The sequence below is a fragment of the Cohnella faecalis genome, from assembly GCF_003570905.1.
GTDB classification, from domain to species: Bacteria; Bacillota; Bacilli; order Paenibacillales; family Paenibacillaceae; genus Cohnella; species Cohnella faecalis.
The window spans coordinates 503,778-523,429 of the sequence record NZ_QXJM01000040.1 but is presented as its reverse complement, the minus strand read 5'-3'; the positions used below and the strand labels follow the sequence as shown (position 1 = coordinate 523,429).

Below are 19,652 nucleotides of genomic sequence, written 5' to 3'. Positions count from 1 at the left end.
GTCCTATTGAGGACGCAAAAGGGGAAACGTCATGAAGCCGCTTATCCAATCGTTCGTCACGGATCCCGAACTGGTCAGTGTAATGACCGGCGTGCGGGGCGGCATGCGGGAACAGCTGGTTGCCGGCTTGTCCGGCTCCGCCCGCCAGGTCATGCTTGCGTCCTTTTACCGGGAACTGCAGCGTCCAATGCTTATCCTTACCCACAACATGTTCGCCGCGCAGAAGATGGCGGAAGACTTGCAAGAGTGCCTGTCTACCGAAGAGGTGCTGCTGTATCCGGCCAATGAGCTGATCGCCGCCGAAACCGCCATCTCGAGTCCGGAAACCTCGGCTCAACGTCTCGAAGTGCTGCTGAAGCTCGCGGAAGGGTTCCGTGGTGTCGTCATCGTGCCTTTCGCCGGTGTTCGACGGTTCCAGCCCGACCGTCATACGATGGCAGAAGCCCGTCTAGATCTGAAGGTTGGGGATACTCGTCCGATGGACGGTTTCCTTCGCACGATGATCGAGATGGGTTATGAGCGCGTGGATCGCGTCGAGCAAAAAGGGCATTTGAGCGTCCGGGGCGGCATTGTCGATTTTTTTCCGCTCGCATCCCCGGTTGCGTATCGCGTGGAATGGTTCGATGACGAGATCGATTCCATTCGCACATTCGATCCGGCCGACCAGCGTTCGGTAGACAAGTTGGAGGCGTATACGGTGCGTCCTTGCCGGGAGTGGATCGCGAACGACCGCCGCTTCAAGAACGCCGCGCAGCACGCGAGCGACTTGTTGGAGAAGCAGCTTGAGAAGATGTCGGATAAACAAGCGAAGGATCGGCTCCGGTCCGAAATTTCCCGGGAAGTCGATCTTTTGCGTCAAAATGTCTATTTTTCCGAAATCTACAAATATATTTCACTGCTCTATCCGGAACGCCAGACGTTGATCGACTACATGCCGAAAGATACGGTATTGTTCATGGACGAGCCGAATCGGCTTGCGGAGACGGCGCGCCAGCTGGAGCGGGACGAGGTTGAATGGTCGACTCATCTGCTGTCGCAGGGCAAGTCGCTGCCCGGCTTCGTGCTTGCCGTTCCCGCCGAGCAGGCGTTGTATCCCAAAGGATTTCAGACCATCTATTTGTCGCTCTTCGTTCGCCAGGTTCCCCATACGCAGCCGCAAAATATCGTCAATTTCGTCTGCCGCGCGATGCAGAGCTTTCATGGACAAATGAACGTGCTCAAGGCGGAGATGGAGCGGTGGCGCAAGAGCGGCTCCCGCATTCTGATGCTGGCCGGCAATGCCGAACGGGCCGATCGGATGAGGCGCGTGCTGGAAGACTACCAGATCGAGTCTCCCGAAATTTTGCAAGGCAACCTGCAAAGCGGCTTTGAGCTGCCGTCCGTAAAGCTCGTCGTTATTACGGAAGGCGAGATGTTCACCCAAAAGCAGCGCAAGGCGCGTCGCGTCGACCGCCATCTGGATAACGCCGAGCGGATCAAGAGCTATACGGAGCTCAAGGTGGGCGATTACGTCGTTCACCAAAATCATGGTATCGGCAAATACCTCGGAATAGGCACGCTTGAAGTCGCCGGCATTCACAAAGACTATCTGCACATCGTATATTCGGGGGGCGATCGCCTTTCCGTGCCGGTGGAGCAGTTCGATCTGATCCAGAAGTACGTCGGCTCTGAGGAGAAGGAGCCGAAGGTCAGCAAGCTCGGCGGGGCGGACTGGAACCGCGTCAAATCGAAGGTGCAGTCGTCCGTCAAGGATATCGCCGACGATCTGATCAAGCTGTACGCGGAGCGGCAAGCGACGAGCGGCTTCGGCTTCGGCGAGGATACACCGTATCAGAACGAATTCGAAGAGATGTTTCCCTACGACGAGACGGCCGATCAGCTTCGCGCCATTCGGGAAATCAAGGCGGATATGCAGACGCCGCGCCCGATGGATCGGCTCCTATGCGGCGACGTCGGCTACGGAAAGACGGAGGTGGCCGTTCGCGCAGCGTTCAAGGCTGCTATCGAGGGCAAGCAGGTTGCCGTTCTCGTGCCGACGACGATTCTTGCCCAGCAGCATTACGAGACGTTCCGGGAACGCTTTTCCGGCTATCCTTTCAACATCCGGGTGCTGAGCCGGTTCCGTTCCCGCAAGGAGCAGACCGATGCGCTCAAAGGACTGAAGGCGGGAACCGTAGACGTTATTATCGGAACGCACCGTCTGTTGTCGCAGGATGTTGTGTTCAAGGATTTGGGTCTGCTCATCGTGGACGAGGAGCAGCGGTTCGGCGTGTCCCACAAAGAGAAGCTGAAAAGGCTGAAAACAAACGTGGACGTGCTCACCTTGACTGCAACGCCGATTCCCCGAACTCTTCATATGTCGATGCTCGGCGTACGCGATTTATCCGTCATTGAGACACCGCCGGAAAATCGGTTCCCGGTGCAGACGTATGTTGTCGAACACAGCCCGACGCTGATGCGGGAAGCGATCGAACGCGAGCTTGCCCGGGACGGTCAAGTGTACTATTTATTCAATCGCGTACAAGGAATTTATCAGATGGCGGAGCAGATCAGCGCTTTGTGCCCGGAAGCTCGCGTAGCCGTCGGCCACGGGCAGATGTCCGAGCAAGAGCTTGAGCGCACCATTCTCGACTTTCTAGACGGGGAGTATGACGTGCTCGTCAGTACGAGCATTATCGAGACCGGCGTGGATATTCCTAACGTCAACACGTTAATCGTTCACGATGCGGATAAAATGGGCCTGTCGCAGCTCTATCAATTGCGGGGGCGGGTTGGCCGATCCAATCGAATAGCTTACGCATACTTCACTTATCAGCGGGACAAAGTGCTGACCGAAGTGGCCGAGAAGCGGCTCCAATCGATCAAGGAGTTCACGGAGCTAGGCTCGGGCTTCAAGATTGCGATGCGGGACTTGTCTATTCGCGGAGCCGGCAACTTGCTCGGAGCGGAACAGCACGGGTTCATCGCTTCCGTCGGCTTCGACCTGTACTCGCAGATGCTGGCAGACGAGGTTCAGAAGCGCAAGCTCGAATGGTTCGGCAAGGCCGACATTCCTCCGCGCGCGGTCAACACTCAGCTTGATTTGGGCGTGGACGCCTATCTTCCGCCCGAGTACATCTATGACAGCATTCAGAAAATCGAAATTTACAAAAAAGTGGCTGCAGCGTCTTCGATGGAGGATATCGCTGATTTGTTCGAGGAGCTCACCGACCGGTTCGGCGATCCGCCGAAAGCGGTTCTTAATCTGCTCGCCGTCGGACGCCTCAAAGTGTACGGACGGCGTTACGGGGTCGAGTCCATCGTCCGCCGCGCCGACGATACGCAGCTGAAATTCGAGGACGGTCGGGCAATCGACGTTGAGGCTTCGAAGCTGAAGGACATGGAGAGCAAGTTCCAAGGGCGGCTGACTTGCACCGTTTCCGCCCAGCAATTGAACGTTCGACTACGGTCGCGGGGGCTTGATGAAAACGCTACACTCGCGCTGGTGGAAGAGTTTCTGGTACAATACAAGGAAGTCCTAAAATCGAAGGGAGAACTACAAGATGTTGCACCTTAATCGCAGACCGTATCGCCGACTGGCTATGATCGTGATGGCGACGGTACTGCTTGCCGCCCTACTGGCCGGCTGCGGCAAAAAGGAAAAAGGAACGAGCCTTCCGGGAGAAGGAGAAGGTACGGTTATCGCCACTTACAAAGACGGCGGAAAACTGACCGAGGGAGAATTCAACAAGTACGCGGATTTCGTAGCGATCACCGATCCGCAAACCGCGATGTATTTGTCCATCCCTCAATTCAAGGAGCAATTCGTTCAGCAGTACATTTCTCAAAAGGCATTCGCCGCACAAGCGACGGACGCTCAGCTCAAAGAGAGCAAGGCGCAGATCGACACGTTCAAATCGCAGTTGGAAGATGCTTTGAAGACGCAAGAAGATCTGAAGAAACAGTTGGATGAGAAAAAGATCACCGTTGACGAGCTGGTCCAAATCGCCAAGATCGTTTCCGACGCCAGCGCGGTAATGAAGACGAAGCAAGACGAGTTCATCAAAGCGGTCAAAGACGAAGAAATCAAAGCGGAGTTCGATAAAACGTCCGCCGATTATAATATCGTTACCGTGCGTCACATTCTGATCGCGACCTCCGACCCGGCGACAGGCGAGGCTAAGCATACGGATGAGGAGGCGCTGAAAATCGCCAAGGAAGTCAAGGACAAGCTTGACAAAGGCGGCGATTGGACTGCGCTCGCGAAGGAGTATTCCGACGATACAGGCTCTAAGGAAACAGGCGGCCTGTATGAGAAAAAACAAGCAAAAGAATGGGTAGCCGAATTCAAGGACGCTGCCAATAAGCAGGAAATCGGCAAAATCGGCGATCCGGTCAAAACCGATTACGGCTATCACGTTATGAAGGTCGAGAGCCGCGAGCCGACCGCATATGACAAGCTGTCCCAAACCGACAAGGACGCCATCGTCCAAACTCTTATCTCGCCTAAGATGTCGGATTTCATTCAGAAGGAACAAGAGAAGCTGGAAATTAAAGTTACGCTGCCTGCCGAAGAAACAGCGTCTCCTTCCGCTTCTCCATCGGCATCGGCACCAGCGTCCCCTTCGGCATCGCCGTCGGCGGCCAAATAATAACTTAATGTCAAAAAGGCCGTTCTCGATTCATTTCGAGAACGGCTTTTTTTCGCGGAGCACCATTAACTAACGCCCGACTACTTAACCCCGTCCCATGCCGCCGAATCGTGCCGCTAAGTAACGCCCGGCTGCCTAACTCAGCATCATGCCTCCGAATTGTCCGGATTAGTAACGCTAGATTACCTACCCGGGCCACGTCACCGAACTGATCCCGCAAATATCGCTCTGCTGCCTAACTCCGCACTACATTCGTATTTTTCAAATGTTCTAAAACAAAAGGTGAAAAAATATTACATAAATGATTGCAATTTTGTCTGGTTGTAGCATCACAACAATTAATAAATGACATAAACATTACATTAATATACTGGAAAGTTGCCAAATAAACATCATTTAACAAAATTATGTTATGTATATTGACACCAAATCTTACATAGCCATATAATGGGTTAACGAACGATAGACGCCGAATAGAGTCGAACGTTCGGATTTTAGAGAGAACCAACACTAGGATGGGGAGTGGAGCAATGAAGAAAAGCAATTGGCTCAAAGGTTTCGTATTGGCAATGACGGCAAGCTTGGTACTGGCGGCTTGCGGCAAGGACAACAACGAGAACTCGGGGGCATCGTCTTCCGCATCGCCATCATCATCGTCGTCATCGCCGACGGCGTCCGGAGGCGAGAAGGTCAAAGTGGGTATTCTTCATTCGCTTAGCGGCACAATGGCAATCAGCGAGGTTACGGTTAGAGACTCGGAGCTGATGGCTATTAAAGAGATCAATGCCGCAGGCGGAGTGCTCGGCAAGCAGATCGAACCGGTCATCGAGGACGGCGCGTCCGACTGGCCGACGTTTGCGGAGAAAGCTCGCAAGCTCCTCTCGGAAGATAAAGTCGCGACGGTGTTCGGCGGATGGACGTCCGCGAGCCGCAAAGCGATGCTTCCGGTATTCGAAGAGCTGAAAGGGCTGCTCTGGTACCCGGTTCAATACGAAGGCTTGGAATCTTCCCCTAATATTTTCTATACCGGCGCAACGACGAATCAGCAAATCGTACCTTCGGTCGACTATTTGCTGGAGAAAGGGAAGAAGAAGTTCTTCCTGCTCGGTTCCGACTACGTGTTCCCGCGTACCGCGAACAAGATCATCAAGGCGCAGCTCGCAGCCAAAGGCGCGGAGACGATCGCAGAAGAGTACACCCAGCTCGGACATACGGATTACACGACCATTATCGCTAAGATCAAGCAAGCGAAGCCGGACGTCGTGTACAACACTCTTAACGGAGACAGCAACGTTGCCTTCTTCAAGCAATTGAAGGATGCGGGCATTTCCTCCAAGGATCTGATGACGGTATCCGTCAGTATCGCCGAGGAAGAAGTGAAAGGGATCGGCGCGGATTACCTGGTCGGTCATCTGGTTGCCTGGAACTATTACCAAACGACCGATACGCCGGAGAACAAGAAGTTCGTCGAGAACTTCAAGAAGGAATACGGCGCGGACCGTGTCACGAGCGATCCGATGGAAGCGGGCTATACGGCCGTGTATCTGTGGAAAGCAGCGGTTGAGAAGGCGGGCTCCTTCGAAGTCGATAAGGTGAAAGAAGCTTCCAAAGGCATCGAGTGGAATGCGCCTGAAGGCAAAGTCACAATCGATGGCGACAATCAACATATTTACAAAACGGTTCGGATCGGCGAAATCCAGGCGGACGGCCAAATTACGGAGCTATGGAATTCCGGAAGCCCGGTCAAGCCGGATCCGTATCTCAAAACATACGATTGGGCGAAGGGTCTAAGCTCGGGCTCGTAATAGTCAAGAGGTTCAAACCAACGTTCAAACTCAAAGTCTCACCAGCAAACGAGGGAAGTGTCCGGCGAACAGCCGGTGCTTCCCTCCGTTGCTACAAAGGCCGCCAGGCCGGTCCCGGCGGAAAGGGGAACGGGTTATGGAAATTTGGATATCGCAATTATTCAACGGGATTAGCGTCAGCTCGATTCTTCTGCTGATCGCCCTGGGGCTGGCTATTACGTTCGGCCTTATGCGCGTCATTAACATGGCTCATGGCGAATTCATCATGATCGGCAGTTATTCGGCTTACGTGACCCAGCAGTTTTTTCAGAAATCTCTTCCGGACGGAATGTTCGGGGTGTACTTCCCGGTAGCGATCTTATTCAGCTTCGTCGTTGCATTCGCGTTCGGTTATTTGCTTGAAGGGACGCTCATCCGGTTCTTGTACGGACGGCCGCTCGACAGCTTGCTGGCCACCTGGGGCGTCGGCCTTATTCTTCAGCAGCTTGCCCGTACGATTTTCGGCGCGCCGAACGTCGCCGTATCCAGTCCGAAATGGCTGGATGGAGGCTGGACGATTATGGAGGATGTCGTGCTTCCCTACAAGAGGCTGTTCATTATCGCTCTTGTCGCGCTTTGCTTGTTCGCTATGTACTTGTATATTTATCGGAGCAACGCCGGCCGCCGCATGCGGGCCGTTATGCAGAACCGGGAGATGGCTGCGTGTCTGGGCATCTCGACCCGGCGCGTGGACGCCGTTACTTTTGCGATAGGCTCCGGAATTGCCGGTATCGCCGGTTGCGCGCTGACGCTTATCGGGCCGATCGGTCCCAATATCGGAACGTATTACATTATTGACGCCTTCATGGTCGTCGTTCTCGGCGGAGTCGGCAAGCTGGTCGGCACCGTAGCGGGAGCTCTCGGAATCGGTATGTTCAATTCGCTGTTCGAGTGGTGGACCGATGCTTCGCTGGGCAAAGTGCTCGTGTTCCTCGGCATCGTCGCTTTCTTGCAGTGGAAGCCGATGGGGCTGTTCGCGGTACGGACGCGCTCGCTGGACTAATGAAGGGAAAGAAGGTGAACCGATCATGCTGCAAGCAATCCCGTTTTCCCGGCGCACTTGGATGCTTATCGGCTACGCGGCCGCGGCCGCCGTGCTGTTCTGCGCGCCTCTCTATCTCAGCGATTTTCGGCTGAATTTGCTGGCGAAATTTTTGGCTTTCGCTATCGTGGCGATGGGCCTTGATCTTATTTGGGGTTATACCGGCATTCTCAGCCTCGGTCACGGTGTGTTCTTCGGTCTTGGCGCTTACGCCATGGCGATGCACCTCAAGCTGACGGCCAGCGGGGGCCGCCTGCCCGATTTTATGGATTGGAGCGGGCTGACGCAGCTCCCTTGGTTCTGGGAGCCGTTCAAGTATTTCGGAATAGCTGTCGCGATGGGGATCGTCATCCCGGCGGCGCTCGCCCTGTTTCTCGGTTTCTTCACGTTCCGCAACCGGATTCGGGGCGTCTACTTTACGATTCTGACGCAAGCGCTCGTTATTATCACGGTCACGTTATTCATCGGTCAACAGGCTTATACGGGCGGCACGAACGGGCTGACGGGCTATACGACGCTGTTCGGCTATTCGTTGAAGTCGTCGTCCACGAAGACGGGCTTGTATCTGGCGACCGTCGTCATCCTGATTCTCGCTTTTCTCGTTTGCCGCTATCTCGTGAAGAGCCGCTTCGGCAAGGTGCTTCGAGCGATCCGCGACGGCGAGAACCGCGTTCGGTTTCTCGGCTTCGATCCGGCGATGTATCAAATGGCGGCATTCGCGATATCGGCCGGTCTTGCGGGTCTTGCGGGCATGCTGTTCGTCCTTCACGTCGGCATTATTTCCCCTTCCATGATGGCTATCGTGCCTTCCATCGAGATGGTGCTATGGGTAGCCATCGGAGGCAGAGGGACGGTTATCGGCGCGGTTATCGGGGCAGTCGTCATGAATTCCGCCAAAAGCGGGCTCAGCGAATCGTACCCGGATATTTGGACGTTTTTCCTCGGCGCATTGTTCATTGTCGTGACGGTCTTCTTGCCGGGCGGCATCGTCGGCCTATTCCGCTCGTTGAGCGAACGAATGACCCGAAGGAGGGATTCCCATGAGTTCATCGGCCATTCTGTCCTGCGAAAAAGTAACCGTAGCGTTTGACGGCTTCAAAGCGGTGCAGGGGATGGATTTAAAGCTGGAAAAAGGAGAGCTTCGCTTCCTGATCGGCCCGAACGGAGCGGGCAAGACGACGATGCTCGACGTGATCTGCGGGAAGGTGAAGCCGGTGTCCGGCAAGGTGGCGTTCGAGAGCCGTTCCGGTACGATCGACATTACCCGCCGCAAGGAGCACAAGATCGCCGAGCTAGGCATCGGGCGGAAGTTCCAGGCGCCTTCCATTTTCGCTGGGCTTACGGTAGGAGAGAATTTGGAAATCGCCATGTCGCAGAATCGCAGCGTATGGGCGACGCTGAGGGCGTCGATGTCGAAGACGGAGAGCGAACGGATCGAAGCGGAGCTTGAGCTGATCGGGCTGCAGGATCATCGAGCTTTGAGGGCGGGGCTGCTCTCCCACGGCCAGAAGCAGTGGCTCGAAATCGGCATGATGCTGCTTCAGGAGCCCGAAATTCTGCTGCTCGACGAGCCGGTGGCCGGCATGACCGACAAGGAGACAGATAAGACGGGCGAGTTGCTCCAACAGATCGTGCAGAAGCGGACTGTTGTCGTCGTGGAGCACGATATGGAGTTCGTGCGCAATTTCGCCAGCAAAGTGACGGTTATGCATGAAGGCAAGCTGCTGAAGGAAGGCTCGATGGACGACGTTCAAAAAGACGACCGGGTGGCGGAAGTGTACCTGGGCAAAAGGCGGGATAGCGATGTTGTCGGTTCAACAGCTTGAAGCGGGCTACGGGGAAAGCGTCATTCTGCGGGGCGTTACGCTGTCGGTCGAGCCGGGGCAGGTCGTCTGCATCATGGGCCGCAACGGGGTAGGCAAGACGACGCTCATCAAGAGCATCATGGGACTGTTGAAAGCGCGCAAAGGGTCGGTTGAATTCAAAGGGTCGGACGTAACGAAGAAAGCGCCGGGCATTCGCGCCAAGAAGGGAATCGGCTACGTTCCGCAAGGGCGCGAGATTTTCTCCCAATTGTCGGTATACGAGAACTTGAGGATCGGGCTTGAAGCGGTTCGCGATAAGACTAAGCGGAGAAGCCGCGTCATTCCGCCCGAAGCGGTGGAGAAGTTCCCCGTGCTTCCGGCGATGTACGGCCGCAGGGGCGGCGACCTGAGCGGCGGGCAGCAGCAGCAGCTCGCGTTCGCGCGTGCGCTCATCTCCGAGCCGGAGCTGCTCGTGCTCGACGAGCCGACGGAGGGGATTCAGCCTTCGATCGTCGACGACATCCGCGACGTTATCCGTTCGATCCGCGACGAAGGGAAGACCGCTATTTTGCTTGTGGAGCAAAGCTTGGAGTTCGTTCGGAGCGTGTGTGACAAGATTTATATCATGGAGAAGGGTTCTATCGTCTGGGAAGGCGGAAAAGACGACCTCGACGACCCTGCGGTCATGCGATATTTGACGGTGTAAATTTATTTATGTTATGTAAACTAACATAAAGGTTGACACGCTCAGGCGATCGACCCTATAATGTTAACAAATCTTACAAATTCATAAAGGTTCCGCCCCGAAGGGGAACGACAAAGCCGTCTAGGGTTCCGTTGATCGCGCGTTGCGCGGCTCAAGCTGGTCCAAGAGTCGGCGTATGACGCATGCGGCATCAGACGGCACAACGGCTTGCTGCGGCGCTCATATAACACGGAAGGACAAAAGCCTGGGAGATCTCTCTCAGGCTTTTTCTGTTTATTTTTAACCATCAAAAAGGAGTGGAGAGAGATGAAACCAGGATTGTTCCGCGTTCGCAAGACTGTCGTTACTGCGCTTGTCGCCGCTGCGCTGCTTGCTGCCGTCATGACCGCCTGCGGCAAGAATGAAGCGGCTTCCGGAGGAACGGACGAGCCGATCAAGATTGCGCTTAGTCCGTGGCCGGGCTGGTTTTTCTGGTATTTGGTCGAAGAGAAAGGGTTCTTCGACAAGCATGACGTCGACGTCAAACTCGAATGGTTTCCGGTCTACAGCGATTCGCTCCAGGCTCTGTCGACAGGCAAGGTGGACGCGAACAGCCAGACGTTGTCGGATACTCTCGCTCCGGCTTCCAAAGGGATCAAGCTGAGGGCTGTTCTCGTCAACGACAACTCCGACGGCGGCGATGCCATCGTCAGCAAGCAGGAGTTCAACAGCATCAAGGATTTGAAGGGCAAGACGGTCGCTACCGAGCTAGGCACCGTCGACCACCTGCTGCTGCTGACCGCGCTGGAGAAGAACGGCATGAGCGAGAACGATATCAACTATACGAACATGACGGTCAACGACGCGGGTCCGGCTTTTATTACCGGCAAGACTGACGCTTCCGTTCTGTGGGAGCCGTTCCAGACGACCGCCGTCAAGGAGGGCAAGGGCAAAATCCTGTTCTCCTCCAAAGAAACGCCGGGTCTTATTCCCGATCTGCTTGTCTTCAAGGAATCGGTCGTGAAAAACCGTCCCGAAGACGTGCAGAAGATCGTCGACGCTTGGTTCGATGCGCTGAATTACTTCAAGGAGCATGAACAGGAATCGATCGAGCTGTTGGCTAAGCATGCCGAGACGTCGCCCGAGGATTTCAAGCTGGGTCTTGAAAGCATCAAGCTGTTTACCGCTCAAGACAACGTCGCCGCGTTCGAGAAGAAGGACGACTACACATCGCTTTCCTATACGGGCAACAAAACGGCCGAATTTTTGAAAAAGCTCGATATGATCTCCGACATTCCCGATATCGATGCGCTCCTAGAGCCGAAGTTCGTGCAAAAAGCAGCCGGGGGGTAAAACTTAATGACTCAAGCAACCGAAGTGAAGGAGGGGCCGCCGAAGACGGGGGCGCCCTCCTACCGGCAAGCCGCCGTCCGCAAAAGGCGTCATCGGATGCAAATTTTCGAGGATATTTCCAGGAAAGGCTTCGGGATGACGGCAGCCTTCTCGTTCTTGCTGCTGCTGGCGGGTTGGTCTGTCCTTAGCTACGGGGAGTTCGTCAATCCGATTTTTCTTCCGACGCCGGACCGGGTGCTTGCGACGTTCTTCGACCTTCTCGGTACGAGCGCGTACTGGCATCATATCGGAATCAGTATTTTCAGGGTGTCGGCGGGCTTCGTGCTTGCTTGCGTCATTGCAATCCCCATCGGCTTGTTGGCCGGTACGTACCGATACGGCGAAGCATTCGTCGAGCCTCCGATGGAATTCATCCGATACATGCCGGCTGTCGCCTTCATCCCGCTTATCATGGTATGGGCAGGAATCGGGGAATGGGCGAAAATATTGCTTATTTTCATCGGGTGCTTTTTCCAGCTTACGTTGATGGTGGCGGCGGATACGCGGCTTGTGAGCAAAGATCTCGTGCAGGCCTCGTTCACGCTCGGAGCGAGCCGCTGGCAGGCGATCCAGACGGTCGTTATCCCGGCCGTTCAGCCTCGTCTGCTCAATACGCTGCGGCTTATGCTCGGTTGGGCCTGGACGTATCTCGTCGTCGCCGAGCTCGTCGCCGTCAACAGCGGTCTTGGCTACGCGATCATGAAGGCGCAGAGGTTTCTGAACACGGATCAAATATTCGTCGGCATTATTGTCATCGGCTTGTTGGGGCTCGTCAGCGACCGCATTTTCGCATTTTTGAACCGCCGTTTCTTTCCATGGGCGTAATCGATTGAGAGGAGGTTGAACCGAATGATCGAATCGGCTGCCAAAGCGGGCGAGATTGAGATCAAGGGCGTTGGCAAAACCTATCGGACAGGCAAATCGGTATTCCGCGCCTTGGACGAGATTGATCTGACGATCGGCGCGAACGAATTCGTCACGATTCTCGGGCCCTCCGGCTGCGGGAAGTCGACGCTGCTTCGCATTGTGGCGGGGCTGGAGGAAGCGAGCGAAGGGGAACTGTCTGTGGACGCGGAATCGATAGTCGGTCCCGGCGCGGATCGCGGCATGGTTTTTCAAGGGTATACGCTGTTTCCGTGGCTTACCGTCAGGCAGAATATCGAATACGGACCGAAGCTGCGCGGAGTGCCGATACTGGATAGACGCAAAATATCGAACCATTATTTGAGGATTACGAGACTGGAATCGTTCGCGAACCACTTCCCAAAGCAGCTTTCCGGCGGGATGAAGCAGCGCGTCGCTATCGCTCGTGCTTTGGCGAACGGGCCGAAGGTGCTTCTGATGGACGAACCGTTCGGGGCGCTCGATGCGCAGACGAAGCTGGAAATGCAGGAAGCGCTGCTTGAGGTGTGGGACAAGGAGAAGACGACCGTCCTGTTTATTACTCACGACATCGACGAAGCCATCTTCCTCTCTCAGCGAATCGTCGTGATGGCGGCGGGGCCGGGGAGGGTTTTGCGCGAATATCGCGTCGAGCTCCCTGCCGAGCGGACTCCGGAAGTAAGGGAGCATCCGGACTTTATGAAGCTGAAGCGGGAGCTGGCCTCGCTGTTGAAACACCGGGAGGAATAGCGGAGCCAGCCCGGCCGGGCGGCATTCCGTTATTTGGGCTTTATTTCCGCCAGTGCCGATCAAGGCGCTGTGTAAAAAGCTCGTGTGCGTATGGCAAACAGCAGCGCGGGAGCTGGCCTGATGTTCAACTGTAAAACATACCTTTATTTTGAGGATAGATTGGCACTCTAGTGACATTATCGGCAAAAGGTACATGTATTGGGGGTTCTTTTAGCGCCCAGCTCCGGAATGATGAAAAATAACGGTACTTTTTGCAGGTCATTCCCATCGGCGCGGCTCTACGGGAAGGATAGATGTATGTGGTACAGTTAATCAACTGGCCTGCCAGACCGCAGAGGCGACAGTAATTTCGGATTGCCATGGTTTCCAGCCCGACAACAAGCCCGAAGAGCTCGATGCTCTTCGGGCTTGTATTGTTGCATTTAATAGGACCGATCAGATGACGGTCGTCAATTCGACGGCTTCCACAATAAGAGGCGTACCGGCGCTAAGTGTACCTGTAACGCCATTGAACGTAAGCTCGGTGGCCGAGACGGTGTACGCGTCTCCTTCCTGCAGCACTCCGTTGATGTACAGATTGTAGTACCCGTTCGAGACGACCGGGAACGCTGTGGCTGCAGCTCCGGCATCCGTCGTGAAGGTTGTAGCGGCGACGGTTGTTCCGTCCGTTATCGCTAGAGGCGCGGCCAAGACATTAAAGAAACGAGTGGAGTCGCCAGAGACGTTGACGTGAATATTGATGATCGAGAGCGGCATTGAATCACCTCCAATCTACTAGTAGTTAATGCATGACGGAGGCGAAACGATAGGGCGGTTTTCCTGATAGAGTTGCACTAACTTTAAGAGGAATGCTCGACATCGAGCTTGACGAACTCAAGAATGATCGGGGTACCGGCCGGAATCGTCTGTCCGGTTGCCGCGATAACGAGGCCGAGCGAATGAGTGTGATAGAGATCGCCTTCTTGCATCACCCCGTTGATGAAGCAGTTGCAATAGCCGTATTCGCCGTAGTTCGGCAACTTGTCGGCAGGATTTCCCGCATCGTCCGCGAACCGGGAGGCGGGGATGATGGCGGGAGCCGCGAGATGAATAGGGCGAACGGCAATGTGGAAATAACGTCTCACGGTAGGGATGACGCGGCAGGGCGGCGGGGTGGGAACCGGATCGGGACACGGCATAATAATAACGGTGCCGATCTCGATGTGCGGCTTGATCAAAATTTCGATACGGATGTCCCGGTCGTCTTTGGCGGAACCGCTCATGTCCTTCCCTCCTCGTTGCGCGTCCTTCTGCGTATTCTATGAGAGGATTGAGAGAGTCGCTTGTTTGTTTGTCCTCTGACGAAGAATCATCTAAGTAAAGCGGCGATCGGGGGAGCGGTTGAAATAAGGCACTCACAGTTACAATTCGCGTCGGAGGGTGGGGGAGCGGCTGAAATAAGGCACTCACAGTTACAATTTGCGTCGGAGGGCGGGGAGCGGTTGAAATAAGGCCCTCACAGTTACAATTTGCGTCGGAGGGCGGGGGAGCGGTTGAAATAAGGCCCTCACAGTTACAATTTGCGTCGGATGGCGGGGGAGCGGCTGAAATAAGGCCCTCACAGTTACAATTCGCGTCGGAGGGTGAGGGAGCGGCTGAAATAAGGCCCTCACAGTTACAATTTGCGTCGGAGGGCGGGGGAGCGGCTGAAATAAGGCCCTCACAGTTACAATTCGCGTCGGAGGGGCGGGAGCGGCTGAAATAAGGCACTCACAGTTACTGGATTGTCAACACGAAACTGGACAGATATTATGAGGGCCACTGCCTAGCTTCAACGGGTGTACGATAACCGAGAGTCCCGTGAATGCGGTGATGATTGAACCAGTGTACGTAATCGTCAAGCTCCAATTGTAATTGTTGCAGATTATGGAAGTGCCTTTGTTTGACAAACTCCGTCTTAAAAATCTTAAACGTCGCTTCGGCAACCGCGTTATCGTAGGGGCAACCTTTATTACTCAGCGAACGCTCAATTTCAAAGGTCTCCAGTGCCTCGGAAATGAGTTTATTATCGAACTCGCTGCCGCGGTCTGTATGGAACATCTGGATACGATCAAGGCGCACGGAGACGCTTGCTATGGCATCGTAAACGAGCTGGGCGGTTTTGTTTACACCGCAACTGTGACCGATAATTTCACGGTTAAAGAGGTCAACAAATAAGCAGACGTAATTCCATTTGGCGTCCACCCGTACATAGGTCAGGTCGCTTACGACAACGGCAAGGGGCTTCTCTTGACTGAACTCCCGCTGCAGGGCATTGCCGATCTCCGCTTCGTTTGGCGCGGCTTTGTGGGGCTTGTACTGCGCTACCGTGTAAGTGGAAACCAACCCGTGCCTCTTCATCACACGTCCGATCTTACGACGGGAGACTTGAAGCGACTTTCTGGCCAGTTCCACCTTGATTTTGCGCGTGCCATAATTGTTACGACTGCTCTTGAAGATCTCTATCACTACTTCTTCCAGTTGTTGCTCTTGTGGGTCGGGTGAAGGCACAGGCTCGTAATAATACGTGCTTCGGGGCAGTTGCAGGACGCTACACATTGCTGATACCGAGTACTTGTGCGCATTATTGCGAATCACATTTACTTTCGTCCCATAATCAGCGCGGCTTGCTTTAAAATATCGTTCTCCATCTTCAGCCGCTGATTTTCCTTACGCAATTCCAACATTTCGTTCTCTTCGGGTGTGCGATTGTCTTTGGCCGCGAATGAGCCTGTCCGCTGACTTTGGCTGATCCAACGGTCCAATGCGGATGCGGTCAAATCATACTCTTTCACGAGGCTCGCTCTGGACTTCCCGCTCTCGTACAACTGCACCATTTGGTTCTTAAACTCGGGTGTAAACGTTCGTCTTGACTGCGACAACAGCAATCCGCTCCTTCGGCTCTTTCTTGTATTTTACTACCCCCTCTTTTTTTCTGTCCAACTTAGTGTAGCCGATCCATACAATTTGCGTCGGAGGGTGGGGGAGCGGCAGAAATAAGGCACCCACAGTTACAATTTGCGTCGGGTGGAAGGGGAGAGCTTCAGGGGGAAGCTTAAGCTACGGTCTTTTTCATTAATGCCAATTTTAATCCGTATATTAAGTCTAAGCTACTGTAAATAGCTTCACTAAGGCAATGAGTCTATTGACAACGACTGGAATTTGATTTAATGTTTACTAAACAAATCGGATTTATAAGATATATCTAAAGTTGACCAGGTAGCTGGAAACGGAGATTTTGCGTCGGAACATGGGGCGCAGGAACTCTGTTTTTTTTGTTTATCAGACAGGAAAAGCGAGTGATGCTTCATGATCGTCGTTAACAACATCAACAAAACATATCGAACGCCCACCCAGACGGTAAAGGCGCTGGACGACATCAATCTGCGGGTAGAAAAAGGCGACATCTTCGGCATCATCGGCTTCAGCGGCGCGGGCAAGTCGACGTTGATCCGCTGCCTGAACCGACTGGAGGAGCCCGATTCCGGCACCATCGTCATCGGGGACAGCGTCATTACGGATTTGGGCAAGAATGAGCTGCGGAACGCCAGACGCAAAATTGGCATGATCTTCCAGCATTTTAATCTGCTCGATGCCAAGACGGTATTTCAGAACGTTGCCTTCCCGCTCGCCGTGGCGGGTTGCGCGAAGAAGGATATTCGCCCTCGGGTCGAGGAGATGCTGGCGCTCGTCGGGCTTGCGGATAAGGCGAACGCGTATCCGTCGCAGCTCAGCGGCGGACAGAAGCAGAGAGTCGGCATCGCCCGGGCGCTCGTAGGCGAGCCTGATGTGCTCCTCAGCGACGAGGCAACCTCCGCCCTTGATCCGCATACGACTTATTCGATTCTCGAGCTTCTGGCGGACATCAACCGTCAATTGGGACTGACGATTGTGCTCATCACGCACGAGCTCGACGTTCTTCAGCATATTTGCCGTCACATGGCCGTTCTGGAGAACGGACGGATCGTGGAGAGCGGCTCCGTCGACAAGCTGTTTCTTCATCCGGAGAGCGATACGGCGCGGCGCTTCGTCAACATTACGGACAATTATCGCAGGCGAAGATTCGCCGTGGACGGAGCGGGGGCGGGCATATGAAGGACGACTTGATCGAGCTGCTGTGGGAAGGGCTGCGAGAAACGCTGTACATGGTGTTCTGGTCGTCGATATTCGCGCTCACGCTCGGGCTGGCGCTCGGCATCGCCCTGGTCGTCACGGATAAGGGCAGCATTCGGCCGTTTCCGGCCGTTCACCGGTTGACCGGCTTCTTCATCAACGTTGTACGGTCCATGCCGTACATCATCCTGATTGTGCTGCTGCTTCCTGTCGCAAGATGGATCGTCGGCACGACGCTAGGCCCGACAGCCGCGATCGTATCGCTGTCCATCGCCGCTGCGCCCTTCCTGGGGCGCATGATAGAGAACTCCTTGAAGGAGGTCGGAGGAGGCAAGATCGAAGCGGCAAAATCCGTCGGCGCCTCCTCCTTCGCCATCGTCTGGCGGGTGCTGCTGCCGGAAGCGCTGCCTGCGCTGATCCGCAGCATGACGATTGCCGTCATCGCCATTACGGAGTTCACAGCCGTAGCGGGTGCGATCGGAGCGGGAGGGCTCGGAAGCTTGGCTATCCGGTTCGGCTACCAGCGATTCCGGGAAGATATTCTGTTCGCGACCGTCTTCGTCATTCTGGCGCTCGTGCAGACGATCCAATGGTCGGGCAACGCCGCCGCCAAATCCATCGAACGCAAGCGGTTCAAGCCGGAATAGGTTTTACGCGCCAACAGCGCATGGTTTCATATATAAAAAGAAGGGTAGGAGTTAACCATGTCTAAAAAGTCGGTATTTGCACTTGTATCCCTGTTCGTTGTCTTTGCTTTGATTGTTTCGGGCTGCGGCTCGAGCAAGAACAACAAAGCCGATTCGGCTTCGCCGAAAGCGTCCGTTGCGGCAAGTCCCAGCGCTTCGAGCAGCCCCCGGCTTCGGAATCGCCGTCGCCTTCGCCGTCACCGGAAGTGACATTGAAGGTTGGCGCGGCTCCGGTGCCGCATGCCGAAATTCTGGAATTCATCAAGCCGGCGCTGAAAGCGCAGGGCGTCAATCTGGAGGTCGTCATCCTGGACGACGAAGGCCAACTGAATCCGGCTCTCAAGGACGGCCAGATCGACGCAAACTATTTTCAACATGTGCCCTACCTCGATTCGGTCAAAGGGGAAAAAGGCTACGATTTCGTCGTCGGGGCGAAGGTTCACGTAGAGCCGATCGGTTTTTATTCCAATAAGCACAAATCGAAGGACGAGCTGCCGGACGGCGCCAAGATCGGCATTCCGAACAACCCATCGAACGAATACCGGGCGCTCGTCCTGCTCCAGCAGCAAGGCTTGATCAAGCTGAAGGACGGTCTGACCACGTACGAGGCGACTCCGAAGGACATCGTGGACAATCCGAAAAAGCTGACCTTCGTCGAAGCTGACTCGGCAACGCTGCCGCGAGCTTTGCCGGATCTGGATGGAGCCATCATCAACACGAACCTGGTGCTGGAAGCGAAGATCGATCCGAAAACCGCGCTGTTCCGCGAGGACGCCAACTCGCCGTATGCGAATATCATTACGATTCGCAAGGGCGACGAGAACCGCGAAGAGATCAAGAAGCTGAACGCGGCGCTGACGACGCCGGAAGTGAAGAAATTCATCGAGGACAAATACGGCGTAGCGGTCGTTCCGGCCTTCTAGGAAGCCGTACAATCGAATGGGAAGGCCTTCGGGCGGAGCGATCCGCAAGAAGGCCTTTCTTATTGCCGAATTCCGCCAGCTCAGGGTGAACGCATAAGAAAATGGGAGGGGTTGAATACTACACCTACGATTCAATGTCACCTTTTTCCGAGTGCTCTTGCTTCGCCATACAGGCCGGTCCCATCTCGCACCGGCAAGCAGCCAAGGCATAAAACACCAACGAAAGTGGGGCAACATGAGCCATGAAAGCAACCGGGATTGTACGCCGCATCGATGACCTCGGCCGGGTGGTCATTCCGAAGGAAATCCGCCGCACGCTTCGAATCCGCGAAGGGGATCCGCTTGAAATTTTCGTGGATCGGGACGGAGAAGTCATTCTGAAGAAATATTCCCCGATCGGCGAGCTGGGCGACTTCGCCAAGGAATACGCCGAGTCATTGTTCGAAAGCACCGGACATATCGCCATCATCACGGACCGCGATACGGTCATTGCCGTGGCGGGTGCATCCAAGAAGGAATTTCTCGAAAAATCGGTTGGAAACTTGCTGGAGAACATCATGGAAAATCGGAAAATCGCTTTGGAGCCGGGTCCGGGAAGCTACGAAATCCTAAAGGACATCGCCGAGACTTACAGTTCGGTTGCGGTGGCTCCTATTGTAGCGGGCGGCGATCCGATCGGAACGGTCGTTCTGCTCAGCAAAGAAGAAGGCGTCTCGATGGGAGACATGGAGAGCAAAATGGTCGAGACGGCGGCCGGGTTTCTTGCGAAGCAGATGGAGCAATAAGACGATAGCGGAGAATAAGAAAGAAAAAGCTTCCCAGCCTTCCGGAAAGGCGGTGCGGGGAGCTTTTTTCGGTTATAATTTGGGTTATGGAACAGA

At 54.8% G+C, this 19,652-nt stretch carries 16 protein-coding genes and 1 pseudogene; 14 read left to right on the top strand and 3 right to left on the bottom strand.

Annotated features, from left to right (window positions below):
- The first annotated feature begins 31 nt into the window (after nucleotides 1-31).
- The 10 genes from mfd to D3H35_RS23750 all read left to right on the top strand — a co-directional run bounded on the left by mfd (nucleotide 32) and on the right by D3H35_RS23750 (nucleotide 13,031).
- Nucleotides 32-3,556: a transcription-repair coupling factor gene (mfd, locus tag D3H35_RS23795; RefSeq protein ID WP_119151646.1), complete on the top strand. Its 3,525-nt coding sequence runs from the start codon at nucleotides 32-34 to the stop codon at nucleotides 3,554-3,556.
- Entirely contained in the window at nucleotides 3,543-4,631 is a 1,089-nt protein-coding gene (locus tag D3H35_RS23790; RefSeq protein ID WP_119151645.1) for a peptidylprolyl isomerase, read from the top strand. The genes mfd and D3H35_RS23790 overlap by 14 nt, the downstream gene beginning before the upstream one ends.
- Before the next feature lie 569 nt (nucleotides 4,632-5,200).
- Entirely contained in the window at nucleotides 5,201-6,436 is a 1,236-nt protein-coding gene (gene urtA, locus D3H35_RS23785; RefSeq protein ID WP_378124986.1) for an urea ABC transporter substrate-binding protein, read from the top strand.
- 136 nt (nucleotides 6,437-6,572) lie between these two features.
- Nucleotides 6,573-7,478 (top strand): urea ABC transporter permease subunit UrtB, encoded by a 906-nt coding sequence (gene urtB / locus D3H35_RS23780; protein WP_119151643.1) that lies wholly within the window; start codon nucleotides 6,573-6,575, stop codon nucleotides 7,476-7,478.
- A gap of 25 nt (nucleotides 7,479-7,503) precedes the next feature.
- Nucleotides 7,504-8,607: an urea ABC transporter permease subunit UrtC gene (gene urtC, locus D3H35_RS23775; protein WP_119151642.1), complete on the top strand. Its 1,104-nt coding sequence runs from the start codon at nucleotides 7,504-7,506 to the stop codon at nucleotides 8,605-8,607.
- Nucleotides 8,558-9,343, top strand: a complete 786-nt coding sequence (urtD, locus tag D3H35_RS23770) for an urea ABC transporter ATP-binding protein UrtD (protein WP_119151641.1) — start codon at nucleotides 8,558-8,560, stop codon at nucleotides 9,341-9,343. Before urtC ends, urtD begins: the two co-directional genes overlap by 50 nt.
- Nucleotides 9,321-10,028: an urea ABC transporter ATP-binding subunit UrtE gene (gene urtE, locus D3H35_RS23765; protein ID WP_119151640.1), complete on the top strand. Its 708-nt coding sequence runs from the start codon at nucleotides 9,321-9,323 to the stop codon at nucleotides 10,026-10,028. The genes urtD and urtE overlap by 23 nt, the downstream gene beginning before the upstream one ends.
- Before the next feature lie 306 nt (nucleotides 10,029-10,334).
- Nucleotides 10,335-11,360, top strand: a complete 1,026-nt coding sequence (locus tag D3H35_RS23760) for an ABC transporter substrate-binding protein (RefSeq protein WP_119151639.1) — start codon at nucleotides 10,335-10,337, stop codon at nucleotides 11,358-11,360.
- 6 nt (nucleotides 11,361-11,366) lie between these two features.
- Nucleotides 11,367-12,224: an ABC transporter permease gene (locus tag D3H35_RS23755; RefSeq protein ID WP_199728590.1), complete on the top strand. Its 858-nt coding sequence runs from the start codon at nucleotides 11,367-11,369 to the stop codon at nucleotides 12,222-12,224.
- A 24-nt stretch (nucleotides 12,225-12,248) separates the two neighbouring features.
- On the top strand, nucleotides 12,249-13,031 hold the full coding sequence (locus tag D3H35_RS23750) for an ABC transporter ATP-binding protein (protein ID WP_119151638.1): 783 nt from the start codon (nucleotides 12,249-12,251) through the stop codon (nucleotides 13,029-13,031).
- 435 nt (nucleotides 13,032-13,466) lie between these two features.
- Here the strand turns inward: D3H35_RS23750 and D3H35_RS23745 are convergent, their stop codons facing one another.
- The 3 genes from D3H35_RS23745 to D3H35_RS23735 form a co-directional block, all read right to left on the bottom strand.
- Nucleotides 13,467-13,787 carry a DUF4183 domain-containing protein gene (locus tag D3H35_RS23745; RefSeq protein ID WP_119151637.1) on the bottom strand — a complete coding sequence of 107 codons (321 nt, stop codon included), beginning with the start codon at nucleotides 13,785-13,787 and terminating at the stop codon, nucleotides 13,467-13,469.
- Between the two features lie 83 nt (nucleotides 13,788-13,870).
- Complete coding sequence (locus D3H35_RS23740) at nucleotides 13,871-14,293, bottom strand: DUF4183 domain-containing protein (protein WP_119151636.1); 423 nt, start codon at nucleotides 14,291-14,293, stop codon at nucleotides 13,871-13,873.
- Between the two features lie 526 nt (nucleotides 14,294-14,819).
- Nucleotides 14,820-15,886, bottom strand: a protein-coding gene (locus D3H35_RS23735; protein WP_119147401.1) for an IS3 family transposase whose coding sequence is annotated in 2 segments (ribosomal slippage) — nucleotides 14,820-15,685 and nucleotides 15,685-15,886 — 1,068 coding nt in all. Because the reading frame shifts where the segments join, the coding sequence is not laid out codon by codon here.
- Between the two features lie 472 nt (nucleotides 15,887-16,358).
- On the opposite strand from D3H35_RS23735, the gene D3H35_RS23730 reads away from it, so the two are divergent.
- The 4 genes and pseudogenes from D3H35_RS23730 to spoVT all read left to right on the top strand — a co-directional run bounded on the left by D3H35_RS23730 (nucleotide 16,359) and on the right by spoVT (nucleotide 19,556).
- Nucleotides 16,359-17,144 (top strand): methionine ABC transporter ATP-binding protein, encoded by a 786-nt coding sequence (locus tag D3H35_RS23730; RefSeq protein WP_119151635.1) that lies wholly within the window; start codon nucleotides 16,359-16,361, stop codon nucleotides 17,142-17,144.
- The gene (locus D3H35_RS23725; protein ID WP_119151634.1) at nucleotides 17,141-17,809 is read left to right on the top strand and encodes a methionine ABC transporter permease; all 669 of its coding nucleotides are present in this window, start codon (nucleotides 17,141-17,143) and stop codon (nucleotides 17,807-17,809) included. Before D3H35_RS23730 ends, D3H35_RS23725 begins: the two co-directional genes overlap by 4 nt.
- 57 nt (nucleotides 17,810-17,866) lie before the next feature.
- Nucleotides 17,867-18,771 (top strand): annotated as a pseudogene (locus D3H35_RS23720) (MetQ/NlpA family ABC transporter substrate-binding protein).
- A gap of 242 nt (nucleotides 18,772-19,013) precedes the next feature.
- On the top strand, nucleotides 19,014-19,556 hold the full coding sequence (spoVT, locus tag D3H35_RS23715; protein WP_119151632.1) for a stage V sporulation protein T: 543 nt from the start codon (nucleotides 19,014-19,016) through the stop codon (nucleotides 19,554-19,556).
- The last annotated feature ends 96 nt before the right edge of the window (nucleotides 19,557-19,652 follow it).